The 18,000-nt window shown below is 56.5% G+C and carries 14 protein-coding genes; 12 read left to right on the top strand and 2 right to left on the bottom strand.

The window, feature by feature from the left end:
• Positions 1-55: 55 nt before the first annotated feature.
• Positions 56-541 carry a hypothetical protein gene (locus KTE_RS03270; protein ID WP_201378464.1) on the bottom strand — a complete coding sequence of 162 codons (486 nt, stop codon included), beginning with the start codon at positions 539-541 and terminating at the stop codon, positions 56-58.
• Between the two features lie 349 nt (positions 542-890).
• On the opposite strand from KTE_RS03270, the gene KTE_RS03275 reads away from it, so the two are divergent.
• The 9 genes from KTE_RS03275 to KTE_RS03315 all read left to right on the top strand — a co-directional run bounded on the left by KTE_RS03275 (position 891) and on the right by KTE_RS03315 (position 13,832).
• Positions 891-1,178: a helix-turn-helix transcriptional regulator gene (locus KTE_RS03275; protein ID WP_236600268.1), complete on the top strand. Its 288-nt coding sequence runs from the start codon at positions 891-893 to the stop codon at positions 1,176-1,178.
• A gap of 144 nt (positions 1,179-1,322) precedes the next feature.
• Positions 1,323-2,111 carry a type I methionyl aminopeptidase gene (gene map / locus KTE_RS03280; RefSeq protein ID WP_201378470.1) on the top strand — a complete coding sequence of 263 codons (789 nt, stop codon included), beginning with the start codon at positions 1,323-1,325 and terminating at the stop codon, positions 2,109-2,111.
• A 298-nt stretch (positions 2,112-2,409) separates the two neighbouring features.
• Positions 2,410-2,904 (top strand): hypothetical protein, encoded by a 495-nt coding sequence (locus KTE_RS03285; protein WP_201378471.1) that lies wholly within the window; start codon positions 2,410-2,412, stop codon positions 2,902-2,904.
• Between the two features lie 415 nt (positions 2,905-3,319).
• Complete coding sequence (locus KTE_RS03290; protein WP_201378472.1) at positions 3,320-3,802, top strand: hypothetical protein; 483 nt, start codon at positions 3,320-3,322, stop codon at positions 3,800-3,802.
• A 289-nt stretch (positions 3,803-4,091) separates the two neighbouring features.
• Complete coding sequence (locus KTE_RS03295) at positions 4,092-4,385, top strand: hypothetical protein (RefSeq protein ID WP_201378473.1); 294 nt, start codon at positions 4,092-4,094, stop codon at positions 4,383-4,385.
• Positions 4,386-4,776: 391 nt separating this feature from the next.
• Positions 4,777-5,358: a hypothetical protein gene (locus KTE_RS03300; RefSeq protein ID WP_201378475.1), complete on the top strand. Its 582-nt coding sequence runs from the start codon at positions 4,777-4,779 to the stop codon at positions 5,356-5,358.
• A 248-nt stretch (positions 5,359-5,606) separates the two neighbouring features.
• Positions 5,607-8,162, top strand: coding sequence for a serine/threonine-protein kinase (locus KTE_RS03305; RefSeq protein ID WP_201378483.1), 2,556 nt, complete (start codon positions 5,607-5,609; stop codon positions 8,160-8,162).
• A gap of 265 nt (positions 8,163-8,427) precedes the next feature.
• Positions 8,428-11,289 carry a hypothetical protein gene (locus tag KTE_RS03310; protein ID WP_201378485.1) on the top strand — a complete coding sequence of 954 codons (2,862 nt, stop codon included), beginning with the start codon at positions 8,428-8,430 and terminating at the stop codon, positions 11,287-11,289.
• A gap of 92 nt (positions 11,290-11,381) precedes the next feature.
• On the top strand, positions 11,382-13,832 hold the full coding sequence (locus KTE_RS03315; RefSeq protein WP_201378493.1) for a serine/threonine-protein kinase: 2,451 nt from the start codon (positions 11,382-11,384) through the stop codon (positions 13,830-13,832).
• A gap of 83 nt (positions 13,833-13,915) precedes the next feature.
• Here the strand turns inward: KTE_RS03315 and KTE_RS03320 are convergent, their stop codons facing one another.
• A complete protein-coding gene (locus KTE_RS03320) occupies positions 13,916-14,935 on the bottom strand; it encodes a hypothetical protein (protein ID WP_201378495.1) in 1,020 nt (339 codons plus the stop codon).
• A gap of 318 nt (positions 14,936-15,253) precedes the next feature.
• Between KTE_RS03320 and KTE_RS03325 the strand changes: the two genes are divergently transcribed.
• From KTE_RS03325 to KTE_RS03335, 3 genes are all read left to right on the top strand, one after another.
• Positions 15,254-15,547 (top strand): antibiotic biosynthesis monooxygenase, encoded by a 294-nt coding sequence (locus KTE_RS03325; RefSeq protein WP_201378506.1) that lies wholly within the window; start codon positions 15,254-15,256, stop codon positions 15,545-15,547.
• Positions 15,548-15,899: 352 nt separating this feature from the next.
• Positions 15,900-17,495, top strand: a complete 1,596-nt coding sequence (locus KTE_RS03330) for an alpha-amylase family glycosyl hydrolase (RefSeq protein WP_201378516.1) — start codon at positions 15,900-15,902, stop codon at positions 17,493-17,495.
• A 141-nt stretch (positions 17,496-17,636) separates the two neighbouring features.
• Positions 17,637-17,987: a hypothetical protein gene (locus KTE_RS03335; protein ID WP_201378518.1), complete on the top strand. Its 351-nt coding sequence runs from the start codon at positions 17,637-17,639 to the stop codon at positions 17,985-17,987.
• The last annotated feature ends 13 nt before the right edge of the window (positions 17,988-18,000 follow it).

Raw genomic sequence — 18,000 nt, forward strand, 5'->3', positions numbered from 1 at the left:
AAAAAATGCCAGATTTCCCGGTTCGGCTCAGTTGAATCGGGAAATCTGGCATTTTTTACTTTATATGCACAAACATGTGATACCATTGTGCTCCATAGAGAAACTCGAATACAATCGCCACCAGGCTGGTCATCAGCCCCAGGCCACGCCCACGCGCGCCCTTGTTCCCTATAATGGTCGTTCCAAGCGCCGCCAGGATCCAGATAACAGCCGTCAAGCCTGCGATCACCAGGAAACCATTGCTCAGCCAGGCCAGGTTCTCGCTGACCAGGGCATACCAATCCTTAGGGAGTGCTTTCGTCGTATTTGTGGTATACAAACTGAGCGCGCCTGTCGCCACCGTCGCGAGCACAAAGAAGAGGCCGATCAATAGGCCCTGCCCATAGTCGAGCATGAAGCGTGCCAGTTTGAACCTGAACAACTTCTCACGCTGCCAGCGATACTTGTTCAGCGGGTCCAGCCTGCTAAATAAGACGGCTCCAAATAAAGCTATAGCATACACAAGAATGCCAAGCACAATTATGCCCCAGAATTTGACCATTGCTCTCGCTTCCTTTGCACATTTTTGTCTGCTTACTCATGCGCATCTACCTGCATATTCAACGCTATCCCTCTCCTCAATCGCCACCACCCGCCATTTCTAGCGCCAGGGATCATACCGATGCGATTGTATCATAAAATCGATATTTACTGATACCATACCTGACCATCGCCCCTTTGTACCTGAAATTACTCACAATTGTATTGACATTCCACTACACTTCTGCTATTTTAGGAACACAAACATTCTTGAAATCAGGACATATGTCGCGGGTCATGGGGACGAGTGCTACCAAAACGGCACACGTTTCCATAAGCTTTATGGGAGGCGAGAATACATTGACCATCTCGTGCAGACTACGCTTGCTATTGGCAAGGGCAAATGTAGAGCGAGCAAAAGAGGGCCAGCCCCCTTGAGCCTGCGCCGCCTGGCTCAGGAAAGCGGCGTCTCGTTGAGTGTCCTGGCCGCGCTTCATCGTGGCCAGAGCCGGCGCGTTGACTATACCACCATCGATCAGTTACTCAACTACTTTAACCGCTATTTCGGTGTGACGGTCAATGATCTCCTCACCTGGGAACACGCCCTTCAGGATGAGGTTCCTCTCACCCTTGATGCGAGCCGAGGACGCGCCACCTGACAAAAAGCCTGTAGGGTCCATGCTGGCATGGACTCAAACGCCGCCAAGCAAGGCGGTTGTGGATCGGGCAAGTTCTCGCTTGGCGAGGTTCTAAGTCCATGCCAGCATGGACCCTACAAATTGAAGAAACGAGGATTATATACGATGGCAGTGATGATGAAATCTCGCCAGGAGATCGCCAAACTACGCGAGGCCGGGCGACTGGTGGCCCAGACCTTTGAGGTTATGCGCCCATATGTTAAACCAGGCGTGACGACCCTTGAGTTGGACCAGATCGCCGAGGACTATATTCGCGGCAAGGGCGCGCTCCCCATCTATAAAGGCTATGGTGCTCGCCCCGCCTATAACGGGCATCCCGCAATTCCTGCCTTCCCGGGCACCATCTGTATCTCTATCAATGAGGTGGTCTGCCACGGCATTCCCAGCGCAGAGGTCAAGTTGAAGGAGGGCGATATCGTCGGCGTAGATATCGGCGTCCTGCTCAATGGCTGGGTCGGCGACTCCTGCGTGACCTATGCCGTTGGCGAGATTGATGAGGAAGCGCAAAAGCTCATGGAGGTCGCAAAACGCTGCACTGAACTGGGTATCGCCGAAGCTCGCCACAACAAACGTCTCGGCGATGTGGGCGCGGCCATCCAGGAATACGCCGAGTCCAATGGCTTCTCCACTGTGCGTGAATTGGGAGGTCATGGCGTTGGACGCTCCCTGCACGAAGATCCCCACGTCTCGCACTTTGGCAAGCATGGCACCGGCCTGCGTATCCGCCAGGGCATGGTCTTCACCGTCGAGCCTATGATCAATGTGGGAACCGCCAAGACCCGCGTGCTCGCGGACCAGTGGACCGTCTGTACCGCCGATGGCAAGCGTTCCGCGCAGTTCGAGCATACGCTAGCCGTGACCGATGGCGCCCCCGAACTTTTGACCATCCTCTAGAACAATACGTAGCATTGAATAGTGTGCGGCCCGACGTGTGCAAAAGCACACGTCGGGCCGCACACTATTCAATGCTGTTCCTTCCCTTCCATATGTACACATGTATAAGTTTATAAGCCTACGTATAATGGCACTGGTAGCCAAACTCTGCAACATACAGAGCGCGCTACATCGCCTTCTCGAGCCATAAGAGAAGACAAACAGTTTCCAGAATGTTACTGGTTTATGCCCAAAAAACCCGCTCCTGCACAGGAAAAGGGAGTAATTAGCATAAACCTAAGCAAGGAAAGGAACAAACATGTCACTTGCTAAGAAGACCGTTTGTACGGTCATATTTACCGCCATCTTCGCCCTGATGCTGATGGTAGGGCCTACCAGCCATGCTTCGGCCCACTCCTGCGGCTGTGGTAATGGCCTCGGCTTCGGCTATGGCGCTGGCTATGGTGGTGGCTTCGGCAATTATGGCTATGGCCTCAGTTACGGTGGTGGCTATGGCGCTGGCTTCGGTAACTATGGCTTCGGTGGTGGCTTCGGTGGCGGTAAAGGCTTCAAAGGCAACAAAGGCTTTGGCAACCTCGGCTTCGGTACAGGCTTCGGCAACTTCGGTTATGGCCTCGGCTATGGTACTGGCTTCGGCAACTTCGGTTATGGTGGCGGCTACGGTACTGGCTTCGGCAACTTCGGTTATGGTGGCGGCTACGGTACTGGCTTCGGCAACTTCGGTTATGGTGGCGGCTACGGTACTGGCTTCGGCGGCTTCGGCGGCAAAGGCTTTAAGTGCGGCTGCAAATAACCCCTAGCCTCTAACCACTACAGCATCCAAACCTTCTGAGAGCAGGACCAACATAGGTCCTGCTCTCTCTATGCCAGATCGGGAAGATACAAATTGGGCAGTGCTTCTCAATGGCACACCTACCCGTCAGGCATGCATAAGTGTGGGGTAATCCACACTCATTCCCATAACATCGCGCCTCAAGCCTCTCTGTAACCTACGACGTATCTTCAAAGTGTACTCACTGAACCCAGTAATCACGTAGGCCAGAGCACAGCTACAAGCATACATGAGTTTATACATGCCTGTATACTAAAACCAGAAAAAGCTGAAACCTGTAGTGCATCCCCTGGAAGGCATCACTTGTAGTAGCAACCTCAAAACGATATACATGACAGGAGCAATCTAGGCTCAGGCACTAAGGAGAAAAAAAGACATGCAACTTTCCGCCATACGGAAAACCCTATGTCTGGTCATGCTCAGCGCGATCGTCGCCGTTGCCTTGGTCATGGGAACGACAGCTAACGCCTCCGCAGCAAGCCTTACCCCCACACAAGCACAAACTCACGTAACCACTACATGGGGTGGCCCCGGTTGGGGCGGTGGCTATGGCTACGGACGCGGCTTTGGCTGGGGCGGCGGCTGGGGCGGCTATGGCTACGGACGCGGCTTCGGCTTCGGTCGCGGCTTCTATGGAGGTGGCTTCTACGGTCGTGGCTTTGGCTTCGGTCGTGGCTTCTACGGTCGTGGCTTCTACGGTCGTGGCTTTGGCTTCGGTCGTGGCTTCTACGGTCGTGGCTTTGGCTTCGGTCGTGGCTTTGGCTTCGGTCGTGGCTTTGGCGGCGGCTTCGGCGGTCGTGGCTTTGGCTTCGGTCGTGGCTTCGGCGGTCGTGGCTTCGGCGGTCGTGGTTTCCGCTAGCCAGCAGAGGTCAGCTCTTAAGACCAGAACAGACAATTACACATGCAAAACCAATGCTGGCGTGGCCCTAGAGGCCACGCCAGCTGGTAAGCGAAGTGCTATTCGGAAATCTGAGCGCGCTTGCCGTGCCACCGCTTGCCCCCGAATGGGGGTTAGGTGGTCCCCGAAGGGGGAAGCGCTAGTCGCGAGAGCGACGTTGGTTTCCGCATAAGAAGGAAACGGTATAAGCGCACCCCTTCCAGCAGTCCGGCTCCAGCCATTTTCCCAAGCAAAGGAAAAGGAGCAAACAGTGGCACTTTCAACTCTCCGCAAGGCTGTCTGTCTCGTTATGCTTAGCGGTGTTGTAGCAGCAGCGCTATTGTTTGGAAACATTCATACCGCTTCCGCGGCCAGCCTGACCCCCACGAAAGCACAAACTCATGCCACCGCACAATGGGGTGGCGGTTGTGGCAACGGCTGCGGTAGCATTGGCAGCAGCATTGGCAGCAGCCATAGCGTTAGTTACAGCTATAGCGTTAGTTACAGCTATAGCGTCAACCACAGTTTCTATCGCACCTGCTGGTACGGCTGCCACTACTGGTAAGCGCCTGCCAGATCCATAAGCACAACGAGGGAGGCGAGCGTCTCAGACGCTCCCTCCCAATTTTTATGCCCCTCTTAAATTTTTGTCATAAAATTTGTCGTCATAAAATTTGTCATACAGAGAAAAACCAGAGCTACCACGATGACGGCGTACCGTCATCGTGGTAGCTCTGGTTTTTCTCTGTATACATAACGCTTGAGCTTGGTTGACCCTCTATAACAATAGAGAGCAGACATAGCGCAGACTCATCTACGGATAACAGCTATGGCTCCTGGGATGGTTTTGTAGAGCGAACATTGTAGCGCGCATCAGCGCATCTGCACCCATCACTATAAGAAAAGCAAATTGTCATCCTCACCATCAGAGATGACACAGTGGAAAGGAACAGAGAATGTCGCGTTCGTGCATCCAGAAAAGCACATGCATATTCGCTATCACCAGCCTCTTCCTCCTCTACATGGCCTTTGGGCATACGGCATCCGCTCACGCCTCCAGCCTTACACCTGGACGAGCCAATCTGCCTCAGAGCCACCAGGACTATCCTATGGGTTATAAAGGGTCACCACGCGCCCTCTCAATCTGCTCCACCTTTATCATTCTCGCCGTCGATGGCAAGAATAGTACCAACATGACCGTCAATGTCAATCGTGACTTCGAGATTGAGCTTGAGAAGAATGCCAACTGCATCCTCAAGATCAGTGGTAAAGGCTATCATCGCCACCACTACTATCGTCACGGTATGATGATGCGTGGTGGCTGGATGAAGAGCGATCCCTCCGACATGAGCGAGCAGAGCAGCTCGATGTCTGACGCCAACCAGGCCACCGAAGCCAGTGCTCCTACGGCTCCTAGCACGCCCAATATCGCGTCTAACGCTCCTAGCACGCCCAATATCGCGTCTAACGCGCCCAGCACCACCTACAGCCCGGAGATGAACGCTCCCGCAATCACCAGCGTCACTCCTAATCAATAACGCTCATATCCACATCCATATACACGCTCACAGGACGCGCCTACACATTGAGTGTAGGCGCGTCTTCGCCTCCCATACCCCGACGATTCACGTCCAATTTTGTGGCGTTATGCAGCTCTTTTTCACTGTCCCTGCAAATACGTTGCCTTTTTGTCTATTCACATGCAATAATGCTTTTAATCGGGTATACTCCCTCAACATAAAAGGCTATCAGTAGCCGCGTACGCCAGTAGCGGGAGGCATCTATTGTGAAATTGTGGCGCTATAATCGCGCATTTGAGACACTTGGACAGCGCTATCAACTCCTGGGCTCTCTGGGTAGCGGCGGCATGGCCGATGTCTGCTTGGCATGGGATGAGCACGACCAGCGCGAGGTTGCCATCAAGGTCATCAAGCCTGACGAGCTTGATCAGCGCACACTGGATCGCTTTGTGAAGGAGGCCGCCAAGGTCGCGCAGTGGAACCATCCCAACATCCTACATATCTATAGCGACCTCAAACTTGAGCTGGTTGATCCCACTCGCGGCTCAATGATTCCTTATATAGTAATGGAATATGCCGCCGGGGGCGACCTGCATAAACGCCTCCGTCCAGGCCAGCCCTACCCGCTCAATAAAATTCTAACCCTCGCGCCCCAGCTCTGTAGCGCTGTGGCCTATGCCCACACCCATGGTGTGATCCATCGCGATCTCAAGCCGCTGAACATTCTCTTTCGCGTCCTCCCCAATGGTTCAGAGCAGGCCGTGCTGAGCGACTTTGGCCTGGCGGTCGAGATCAGCGCGACCCATCACACCTTTCCCGCAGGGGGCACGCTCCCCTATATGGCTCCGGAGCAGTTCCGAGGCGGCGCCCTCCCTCAAAGCGATATCTTCGCCCTGGGCGTGATTCTCTACCAGCTCTGTACCGGGCGCCTCCCCTTCCGCCGCACCCTCTTCGAGGTTGGACGCGACCTGGCGCGCCAGCAACAGCTCACGCCTCCGCCCAGGCCCAGTAGCCTTCACCCCCTCCTCTCGCCCGACCTGGATGCCGTCATCCTGCGCGCCCTCGCCCACGATCCCACACAGCGCTATCAGGATGCGAAGGCACTCTGGGATGATTTTAGCAGGGCTGCTGAGCAAGGGAGGAGCGCTACTTACTACCCTAAAGGGCATATGATACACACCTACGCAATGGAGCAGGACCTGGATAGGGGATCGATCACACCTGTGAGCCACTCATTTATAGAGGAGGGCGAGGAGAGCGATATTGATATCCTGGAGGAGAGTGATCTAGAGAGCAGCGGTGAAAATCTATCGATCACACCTGCTCCCAAATTGCGTCCAAAGCCCCGACCGGTCGTGCTACCATCCTCCGCCCGCCGCTCGCGTTCCGGCATGGAAAACTCACCGGTCACACCTGCTCCCCGCTTGCATCCAAAGCCCCAACCAACGCTGCTAAAGCACGCGTCTACATATAATGGCACGAAACATGCCGTACCATCATACGTAGATGCGTACTTTAGTAGCGTCGTCCCCCCACGGCACTCCTGGCGCACGTGGCTACTGGCAGCGCCCCTGGCCCTCATCCTCATTGCAGGTGTGATCATTGCCCTTCCCGTCCTGCGTGGCGTGCCAAGCCCCATCGCGACCCTCCTGAACGGCAATCGTGCTACCATCGTCCTGACCACCTCCAGCCACCTGGAGCAGCACACCTACCAGGTAACCGGCGTCCCCACCAATCCCGACGCCGCCCAATCCCAGGTCCAGGCCCACCCACTCACCGCCAGCGCCCAATCCACCCCCCAGACCATCCAGGGTACCGGCAAAAAACAAACAGCAGGAACAAAAGCAACCGGAATGCTCACATTTTTCAATGGGTCCTTTAATAGCTTTACAGTAGGTGCGGGAACTACTATCACAAGTGCAAGCGGTATTCAAGTAAACACAGATACGGCGCTTGTCATACCTGCCGCGAACTCTGCAACAGGGAAAGTAAGCCAAGCAGAAGTAACTGCTCATGCAGATACTCCTGGTACCAGGGGTAACATACCAACCATGAATATAAATAAAACCTGCTGCGCTGCCAACAATACAATCTTTGTAAGAAACTTGGTCCCTTTCACTGGTGGGCAGGACGCACAGAACTATACCTTTGTCACGCAACAGGATGTGGGCGGTGTGAGCGGGGGGCTTCAGAATAGTGCCCAGGTGCAGGCTCTTCAGCAACTACATGGGATGCTTCAGGCCGGAGAGGAGATGGCGGGTAATCCACAGTGCAAAAACACGACCAATCACACTAACCCCATCGGGGACACCGGGGCCAATGTCGCCAGCACCACCATCAGTGTGACCGTTAGCTGTAACGCCTTCGCCTATTCTCGGCAGCAGATGCAAACGCTCCTCATCGGCAAGCTGCAACCCCAGGCCGATAGCGACCTGGGTAGTGGCAGCAAGCTCGCCAGCCCACTCCAGTTGCGCGTGCTCCAGCAGCAACTCGATGGCGCCAACGCCACCTGGAGCATAGAGGCGCAGGGTACCTGGGCCTACCAATTCGACGCCACCGCTCAGCAAGCCCTGGCCCGCCTCATCGCCGGCAAGAGCCCCACCGAGGCCCAGACCCTACTCCAGAACACCCATGGCGTCGCCCACGCCAACATCCAATTCAACGGCGCAACCCTGCCCGGCGATCCCAACCAGATCACCTTTACCATCACTAACCAGCCAAAACCAGCTCCACAAGCGTTTAACCCTATGGGGGAACCTATGTTTATGCCCTATTCACAGCGCACCCATTTCCCTTTCGGGAATCACATAGGCGCGCGATAAATTGGGCGCCTATGGTTATCGGAAAATTGGGTCCGTTCTTGAAGCCCGGCAACTGGACGATGCGTGATAACAACAATAGTTAGTGGACCCATGATTTTTAATAAAGAAGCACTTATACGCCAATTTTTATGTACGGAAATACATCGCTTCGCGCGCCCATGCGCGTCGCCTTCGGGTACGTGGGTATGTACGGGAGGGGCTCGATATAGTACAATATCTGCGGAGCGAGAAGAAACAGACTTTGAAGGATTCAGAGGTTTGTAAGATGAGACAAGGAAATGGCTCGGATGTGTTGGGGCCTAATGATCCCCGCAGCCAGAAGATAGGCATGATCTATGTAACGGCCAATGATGAGCATAAAAATGTGCTCACAGCGATCCTTACCCAGGAAAAGGTTGGCCGCGAGAGAATTGCGGTTGTTTTACCAGCTCAGAATAAAGCTTTTCAGCGCCCGGCGGATTTTGATGGCCTCAAGTCGCTCCGCAAGAAGCTGCATGCCCAGGTTGTATTTGTAGCTCCCAGCGGTTCGCCTCCCGCCAATTTCGCTCGCCATCGCAACTTCACGGTTTTCTCATCGCTTGAGGGCTTTACGCAATCCCTTGAGGAGACGCCAGCCGCCGAGGCAGAACCCAAACCCACTGGCTTCCTGGGCGGCATCTTTAAGCGCGGCGAGAAGAAGAGCGCCACGCCTGCTAAGAAGAATACTCCTCAGGCTGCACCATCCGCGGGCCAGGACGCCAGCGAGCCACCATCGGGAAGCGGTCGCCGTAAATCGCAAGAAGTCAATCCAGTTGTGCTGGGCGGAGCCGCCGCTGCGGTAGGTGCCGCTATGGCCTCGCGTCCTCCACAGCGGGACGCGCAGCAGCTTCCACGCATCGTCGACGCCGAGCCTGTTAGCCCAGGCAAGGCTGCCCCTACCAGGGCCACACCTAACAATAATGGGCCACTGGATGATTCCGACTTTGACGAGGTGGCAAACACGCCAAACCTGGACGAGGATGCCGAGCCTATCGGTCCCATGAAGGGGAGGCCACAGCCACTCGACTTCGATCCAGCCTTTGACGATGAGGGTGACCTGCTGGCCCCTCCCACGCCTGAGCAGATGGATGAGCAGTTCGGCGATAAAGGACCTGGCCTCCAGCGTGCTGGCATGATGCGCGCAGAGGACTATGAGACCGTCGATATGCAACTGGAGGACGACGAGGCGACCCCTCGCCCCTTCAGCCTACGACGTGAGTCTCCACCAGCGCCACGCCCATCGCGTGAGCTGCAAGAAGCCGGCCCCAGGCGCCGGACCACTGGCAAGACTGGCCGGGGACGTATCTCGCCGCGTGATGAAAACGAGGAAGGCACAGGGAGAGGCGCGGGCCTGGCAGGACTGGGCGCCGCGGCCGCCGTGGGTGGCGCGCTGGGCGCGAAGGCCGCGTCCAACTCCAGATCGGGCGCGCCAGAGCCAGAACCCATCGACCTGACAGTAGCCCCGCGCAGGCGCACCACCGTCAATCTCAAGAGTGCCAATCCCGAGGGTGCGGCAACCGCCGCCGCCCTCGCGAACAAGCGACGCCCCAGCGGAAAAATTGACAAGAAGAATGTGAACGACGATCCGGCAACCCGCACCTCTAAGCGTGATAGTGGTAAGATAGTCGCGGCTGGCGCCGCTGGCCTTGCAGCGGGCGAGGCCCTCGCCAGCGGTTCTCGCAGCACTGGCAAGACCGCCGCCGTTGGCGCGGGCACCGGGGCCGCGACTCTACCTAATAATGGTGGTGGCGGTGGTCTGCCGCCCACACGTGGCGGAGGCGGCGGTGGTCGTGGCAGTGGCGGCGGGCGCTTCCAGCCCAACCAGCGTCAGAAGCGCCGTGGCCTGCCCTGGGTCATCGTGGCTATAGTAGTGCTCGTCCTCCTGGCGGCCTGCGGCATGACGGCCTACGCCCAGCCCGCCCTGCGCACCCAGGTCCTGCATGCCATCACGGGCCAATCCCCGGCGACGGTAACGATCACACCTGATAGCCAGCTCGTCAAGAACGATTACATCGTCAATGGCGTGACGACTAATCCCGACCCGGCCAAGCTGGAGGTCTCGGCCCGCCAGATCTCCGCGACCGTGCAATCCAACACCCGGACCGTCAACGGCAGCGGTCACAAGCAAACGCCAGGCATCCGTGCTTCTGGTGTGCTTACCTTTGTTAATGGATCATCCAACTCATTCTCGCTGGCTGGCGGAACGCCTATTACCACCAACGGAGGCGGGGTCACCGTCGTTACCGATTCGCTGGTGATTATTCCTCCCGCCAATCTAAGCGCGGGCGTTGTAGGAACAGCTACCGTCAACGCGCACGCCGCCGATCCTGGCGCGAATGGCAATATCGGATCTCTGAAAATCAATAAAAACTGCTGCACAGGCGGAAATTCGATTCTTGTAAAGAATACAAATGGCTTTAGCGGTGGGCAGGACCCACAGAACTATACCTTCGTCACGAATGACGAGGCTGGCAAAGTGGCGAATGATCTGCAAACCCAGACTACGCAGAGCGCCCTGACCAAGCTACGTGGGCAGATACAGAACGGCGAGGAGATGGCAAGCAATCCGCAGTGCCAACCATCGTCACCCAAGTATAGCCAACCCATCGGCGATACCGGGGCCAATGTACCTTCGACCAGCGTCAGTGTCAGCGTGACCTGTACGGCCCAGGTCTATAACAGACAACAGCTCCAGAGTCTGGTCGCGAGCAAGCTCCAGGATAAGGCCAATACCGACCTGGGTAGCGGCTACAAGCTGGTTGGCAAGATCCAGACACGCGCCGTTCAGCAGCGCCAGAATGACAAAGGCATCTCCTGGGTCATGGAGGCGCGGGGCCTCTGGGTCTATCAGATCACGACCAGCATTGAGCAGGAGCTGGCCCGGCATATCGCGGGGAAACACGTCAACGAGGCCCAGACCATCCTGAGCAGTACCAAGGGCGTCGGCAAGGTCAATAATATCCAGGTCGATGGCGATACTCTGCCTGGCGATCCTAACCAGATCACCTTTACCATTCAGAACATCGAGGGCCTGGGCGACGTTCCCCCAGGCCAGGGCACACCCACCGTTACCGCACCCAGCGCAACTCCCCAGGGGGGGAAGGGGTAGGAGGTGTGGAGTGTTGTCCCTGGCGGCCAGTGGCCGCCAGGGACAACACTCCACACCTCCAGTAATTTATTTGGAAAGGAACATTGCTGCCAATGCTGTCGTTGGAAGGCAAGCAACTTGGAAATTATGACGTTATACGTCGCATCCGTGTAGGTGGCATGGGGGCCGTCTATGAGGGGCGGCAACGCAGTGCCTTTGGCAGGCGCGTCGCCATCAAGGTCATCCTGGGCGACTATGCCACTGACCAGGACATGCGCCGCCGCTTCATGCGCGAGGCGCGTACCGTCGCTCGTCTGCACCATCCAAACATTCTCCCCTTAATTGAGTTTGGTGAGGAGCGCGGCGTCCTCTTCCTGGTTATGCCCTTTATCGATGGCGGCACCCTTACCAGCTATCTCAGGCGTAGTCTCCCAGACCTGGCGGAGGTCACCGCGCTTTATCAGCAGATTCTTGATGCCGTCGAGTATGCGCACGACGAGGACCTGATCCATCGCGACATTAAATCCTCGAATGTTCTGCTGGAGATGCGACGCGGCAAGGTTCCGCACCTCTACCTGGCTGATTTTGGCCTCGTTCGGCCGAGTAAAAGCATTGCGGGCCGTGGCAGACGACGCTCCGGCGCGAGTTGGCCCGGTGATCCCGCGCAGGCTGGGAAACCCATTCCCCTCGACCAGGTGCCGGGAACGCCACACTATATGGCCCCCGAGCAGACACGAGGCATCATCACACCTTTAACTGATATTTACGCGCTCGGCGTCCTGCTTTACCAGGTGCTTACCGGCGAACTACCCTATGATGATCCCGATGATGTACGCGTTATCGAGATGCAGCTCTATAATCCCATCCCCTCACCATGCGACCGCGACGCCTCCATTCCGATAGAATTAGGCGAGGTTGTGCGTAAAGCCATGGCCAAAGATCCAGCCCAGCGCTTCCAGAACGTTGCCGAGCTGCGTGAGGCATTTCTCAAGGCCACCTCCGGCCCGCGCGTCGAAATCTTTACCGATAGTGATGAGCAACCCGGCGAGCATATAGATCAATTCCTCGCCCCCGATCTCGACGAGGAGAGGCGTCAGACCTCCGCGGACCTCCACAGCCAGGCCACGTTGCCCAATACGGGGCGTTCGCCTCGTCCCTTCCCACGCGAAGCCACCGCCAGCCAGGAGCTTAAGCGCGAGGTTGCCGGAGCACCTCACCAGGACACGACGCTGGATACTGAGATCGCACAGCCCCAGCCCATTATCATGCAGGAGCGCCGAGCGCGCACAACAGGCGATATTCGCCCCTCGATGGCCCGCACTCAACAGCACCGCGTGACAGAGGAGCCCACCGATTTCAGGGTCATGCGTCCGGGAAAGATCAAACGACGCCGCAAGCAGAGGCGCGTCGCCCTCCCCTTGATCATCATATCTATGTTTCTTACGGCACTTGCGCTGCTCTTACTCATCGTGCCGCGCGTCTTCGGCTTTAACCTCTTCGGCGGCTCATCGGTCGCCACCGTCTATGTGACGGCGGAGAGCAAGACCCTCCAGAATACTTATGTCCTGACTGCCTCACCCTTGGTGCAGACCGCCGACCCCACCACGCACCGCCTTCCCGCGCGCCAGCTCAAATATACAGTGAAGGGCAATAGCACCGTCAAAGCCACGGGCACCAAGACCAGCAACCCGACCCAGGCCACAGGCACCCTTATTTTTAGCAATAGCGGCTTCTTACCCGTAAACCTGGGCGTCGTAACCCTGACCCGCAACGGCCTGACAATACGCACCACCCAGCCTGTACAGCTCGAAGGACAGCGTAGCAATAAACCCGCCACCGCCGTTGTCCCGGCGCTCGTCACCACACCAGGAGACGCAGGCAACCTGGGTGCGCATGTCCTGGACGGCAACTATAATGCCACAGGTGTCAGCGTCGCCAATCCCAGCCCCTTTACCGGCGGCAGCAACGGGCAGACCATCCACACCATCCAGCAGAGCGACGTCGATAGCGTCAAAACCGATCTCATCCCGCGCCTGCGCCAGCAGCTTGAGCAACAATTCCAAAAGAACCTCTCCTCCGGCGAGGTTCTGGGCGCCCAGCCTCACTACGACATGAATATCACGCCTGAGCAGCCTGTTGGAACCGCCACCAACCAGGTAAAAATTGATGTCACCATTACTGGCGACACCCTGGCCTATAACAAAGAACTGGCCACGCATATCGCAGCGCAACTACTTACCACCGAGGCACAGCACTCCCTGGGAGCGAACTATACCCTCCACGACCAGGTAAGCCAGGTTGGGACAACCAGTGTCAAGGCCGGGCAGAACAATGCCCTCTATCTCAATATCCAGGTACACGGCCAGTGGATCTACAACTTCAGTCAGAGCCAGATCGCAAGCTGGCCCACTAATCTCAAAGGCTCGACCAGCACTACCGCCCTCGCCTATCTGAATCAGCAACCTGGCGTGGCACGCGTCGAGCTCCGCCTCCCCTTCAACAGCGACCACTTCCCCACTGAGACCGACCAGATCAAAATCATCATCATCAGCACTGGCCAATAATAAGGGTAAAGAAAGCAAAACAGCGATCATACCGGACATGTCCGGTATGATCGCTGTTTTGCTTTCTTTACTTACTTACTTTCTTAGCGTTCGGGGCTGGGGTCATCGGGATTCCCGAAGAGGCCCTCAAGTTTGTCCTTCGCCCGGTCAATCCAATCATTGGGATGTCTTTCGGCTTCAGGGGGGCGATTCTCTGTAATATCTCCCTGGGCGCCCCTTTGCGTATAGGGCTCATTCCCCGCCATGCCTGCCGCGCCCGCTGATCCGGTGTCTCGCGGCTCATCGTCACGCTCGCGTATGAGGTCGAAGCCTGATTCTGTCTGTGGGGTCGTTCCCGCAGAGTAATTCTCCTCTGGCTGGTTATCAAATTGCTGCCCACTCCACGGGGCCTGGCTTACATCGCGGTTCTGGGTCACGTCCCTATCCCTGCCTGTCAGCGGCCCCTGTCCCTGATTGAGACCCTGATCACGCTCGTATACATCTCGCTGGGCCGAGCCAGAAGTGATATCTGGCCCTGACTGTACACCTGGTGTCTGCGTCACATCCTGGTCGCGCTGCATCCCGCCTGCGGGCGGCATCTGTATTACATCTTGATCCCGCTGCACTCCACCGGAGAGGGGAGACTGGTTCACATCCTGGTCGCGCTGGGTCCCGCCTGTGAGAGGCGTCTGGCCCACATCCTGGTCACGTTGATAGACGTCTCGCTGGCCCATCCCTGAAACATCCTGGCCCTGCTGAGGGATGCCACTTTGAAGCGGCTCCTGGTTGATGTTCTGCTGCTGGGTGACGTCGCCCTGGGACGGCCTCTGCGTCACCCCCTGATCCTGCTCATAGGCACCCGTATCACCCTGCCAAGAACGTCCTGCCAGGTCCTCATCGCGTTGCGGAACATCACTCTGTGTTACATCCTGGTCGTGCCGCTCACTCGGTTTCTGAAACACTTCCTTCGCGCGCTCAAACAGCCCCTTCTTTTCTGTCCCCTGTTCAGTACCTAAGTCGCGCTGAGACCCACCTCCCAGCTCATCATCGAGATTCTGGTCGCGCTGAGACCCACCTCCCAGCTCACCATCGAGATTCTGGTCACGCTGATATTCGTTCTCCATATCTGCCAAACCTCCAAACCAAATTAACCGGCTAACACATACCATGCAAACCGCTACACAACACGTACGAATCAGTATATGCCACCCCTACTTCTTGCTACATCCCACGAAGGAGTGATTCTCCCCTGACCCTTTGGAGTGAGAAAAAAATAGTTGTGGAGTGGAATGTGCGCTGGTGGCCTGCAGGCCACCAGCGCACATTCCACTCCACAACTAACCCGAGTTGTTTTTGGATATGGGCACACATGCCAGTGTGATATTATATGAGCAGAATAGACGCATATATTCCGCGTTGCAGACCACGGAGAGGAGAAGATCATGCACGTACGCACCTCGATCATCCGTCTCGTCCCGGGCACATATGAGGAGGCCATTGCCCTCTTTCGCGACATTATTCTCCCCAGCGCACAGGAGCAGAAGGGCTTTAAAGGTGCTCAGATTCAGCATAGCGATAGTGATCCCAATCGCCTGATCGTCATGAGCTTCTGGGCCAGCGTGGAAGATCTACTGGCAAGCGAACCGCCCGCAGAGATTCACATGCATATGGATCGCCTGGGCGAACTGATTGAGAACGCCGACCAGGACAATTATTTTGTCGTACATCGCATGTGAGATAGCACCAACAAATGCATATACCACCAGTCGAAGTATCCCAGGGTCACGCGCCTCTACGAGAAACCACTCCGCCTGTAGTAGTCCCGCCGCCCATGCAGGAAGGGCCTGTAGTGCTTGTAAACCCCCATTCGGGGGCGCAGCGGCACAACCTACCAAGGCCCCTCCTGCTGGACGGCTGCGTTTCTCTGGTGCGACCCACGCCCGGCAGGAAGAAAAAAGGTAGGTGCTTGTAAACGGCGCACCTACCTTTTTTCCTCCTGCATGGGCGTGGGATTGCCCTCTTGCATCCTTCATATTCATGCTCTACTATACGAAACAGAATCCTTTACAGAGAGGTAATTTTTAATTTATGACGCAGACTCCCTCCTGGTGGCAGACCGGGACCATATATCAGATCTATCCACGTAGCTTTATGGATGGCAATGGGGATGGCATCGGTGACATCCCCGGCATTATTAGCAAACTCGATTATCTCCGCTGGCTTGACGTCGATGCGATCTGGCTCTCGCCAATCTATCCCTCACCTATGGCCGACTTCGGCTATGATATCGCAGATTATACCGATGTCCATCCGATCTTCGGCAAGCTCTCCGATATGGAGCAACTCATCGTGGAGGCTCATAAGCGTGACCTCAAGGTCATCCTCGACTTCGTGCCCAACCACACCTCGGACGAGCATCCCTGGTTCCAGGAGTCACGCTCTAGCCGCGACAACCCACGCCGCGATTGGTATATGTGGCATGATCCCGCGTCCGATGGTGGCCCTCCCAATAACTGGACCAGTTTCTTTGGTGGTTCGGCCTGGCAATTCGATGAGCAGACGGGACAATACTATCTGCACATGTTTGATGTTAAGCAGCCTGACCTGAACTGGCGCAATCCCGATATGCGCGAAGCGATGTATAATGTCCTGCGCTTCTGGCTGGAGCGCGGCATCGATGGCTTCCGTGTCGATGTACTCTGGATGCTGCTTAAAGATGAACAACTGCGCGACAACCCACAGCATCCAGATTGGAAGCCCGGCGATCCCCCTTATTTGCGCCAGGAAGGCCGCTATACTGAAGACCAGCCCGGCATACACGAGATTGTACGCGAGATGCGCAAGACCCTCGACGAGTTTGGCGAGCGAGTCTTCATCGGCGAGATCTACCTCCCCATCCACCGCTTGATGCATTACTACGGCGAGATGCTGGACGAGGCCCATCTCCCCTTCAACTTCCAGTTTGTGACCACGCCAACCTGGGAGGCACGCACCATCCAGAGCATGGTCCATGAGTACGAGGAGGCCCTACCCGAGGGGGCCTGGCCCAACTGGGTGCTGGGGAATCACGACCGCCCACGCGTGGCCTCACGCCTGGGTCGCGAGCAGGCACGCGCCGCGCAGATGCTCCTGCTGACCCTACGCGGCACCCCCACATGCTACTATGGCGATGAACTGGGCATGCAAGACGTAGCGATCCCGCTTGAGATGATGCATGATCCCCAGGGCAAGGATAATCCCGCCAATGGCCGCGATCCAAATCGCACACCCATGCAGTGGGACGACACGCCGAACGCGGGCTTCAGCCCGGCGGGTATCCAGACCTGGCTTCCTATCGCCTTAGACTATCAGAACAATAACGTCGCCGCGGAACAGCAGGACCCACGCTCCTTCCTGACTCTGACGCGCACACTCCTGACGCTGCGCCGCGCACTTCCGGCACTCTCCCAGGGTACCTATCAGACCCTGGACCAGGATAATGCCAACTGCTTCGCCTTTCTGCGCGAACACGAGGACACGCGCTACCTGGTCGTCCTCAACTTCGCAGAGACCGAGCAGGTAGTGAAACCCTTGCCAACTGGTCAGGGGCACATCATCCTCTCCACCTACCTGGACCGCGAAGAGGACGTCGACCTGGCGCACCTCCAGCTCCGCGCCCACGAAGGCTGCCTGATTAAGTTATAGAGAAGAGGATCATGATATGTAGGCGCGCGCTAAAGCACGCGCCTACATATCATGATCCTCTTCTCTCTATTTATATCTATTGTTTTTCATATCTGCCCGTGGTATGCTTTTCTCATCCCAGTATCCAGGAAGGAGGAATGAATGCACGTCATGATTGATTACCACGATAAGCCGGATTTCCCAACCCTGGCGGCGTATATCAGCCAGCGCTACGCGGCGCTGCGTCTCCCCTACCAGCAATGGGCCTACCTGGCACGGCTCGCCATTCAGCACCTTCCCTACAATGAACGCCAGCTAGACCTCCTGGCCAATGATATCACACGCCAACGCACAGAACTTCATCGCGCTATCTTATTTGCCTCGGAACACTTTTGCGATGAACTACTAGATCACATTCGTACCCAGGCCCATATGAGCAAGTACGCCTGGAAATCCTTCTACAAAAACCAACCGATTACACTCAAAAATGGCTTTCACCTGTTGATATTTTAAAAGTAGGGTCCAT

The sequence above is a fragment of the Ktedonobacter sp. SOSP1-85 genome, assembly GCF_016587415.1.
Lineage (GTDB): Bacteria > Chloroflexota > Ktedonobacteria > Ktedonobacterales > Ktedonobacteraceae > Ktedonobacter.

Bases quoted from the DNA above. Each gene is read 5' to 3' on its own strand.
- KTE_RS03270 (WP_201378464.1), bottom strand. From the start codon at position 541: ATGGTCAAATTCTGGGGCATAATTGTGCTTGGCATTCTTGTGTATGCT.
- map (WP_201378470.1), top strand. From the start codon at position 1,323: ATGGCAGTGATGATGAAATCTCGCCAGGAGATCGCCAAACTACGCGAG.
- KTE_RS03285 (WP_201378471.1), top strand. From the start codon at position 2,410: ATGTCACTTGCTAAGAAGACCGTTTGTACGGTCATATTTACCGCCATC.
- KTE_RS03290 (WP_201378472.1), top strand. From the start codon at position 3,320: ATGCAACTTTCCGCCATACGGAAAACCCTATGTCTGGTCATGCTCAGC.
- KTE_RS03300 (WP_201378475.1), top strand. From the start codon at position 4,777: ATGTCGCGTTCGTGCATCCAGAAAAGCACATGCATATTCGCTATCACC.
- KTE_RS03310 (WP_201378485.1), top strand. From the start codon at position 8,428: ATGAGACAAGGAAATGGCTCGGATGTGTTGGGGCCTAATGATCCCCGC.
- KTE_RS03315 (WP_201378493.1), top strand. From the start codon at position 11,382: ATGCTGTCGTTGGAAGGCAAGCAACTTGGAAATTATGACGTTATACGT.
- KTE_RS03320 (WP_201378495.1), bottom strand. From the start codon at position 14,935: ATGGAGAACGAATATCAGCGTGACCAGAATCTCGATGGTGAGCTGGGA.
- KTE_RS03325 (WP_201378506.1), top strand. From the start codon at position 15,254: ATGCACGTACGCACCTCGATCATCCGTCTCGTCCCGGGCACATATGAG.
- KTE_RS03330 (WP_201378516.1), top strand. From the start codon at position 15,900: ATGACGCAGACTCCCTCCTGGTGGCAGACCGGGACCATATATCAGATC.
- KTE_RS03335 (WP_201378518.1), top strand. From the start codon at position 17,637: ATGCACGTCATGATTGATTACCACGATAAGCCGGATTTCCCAACCCTG.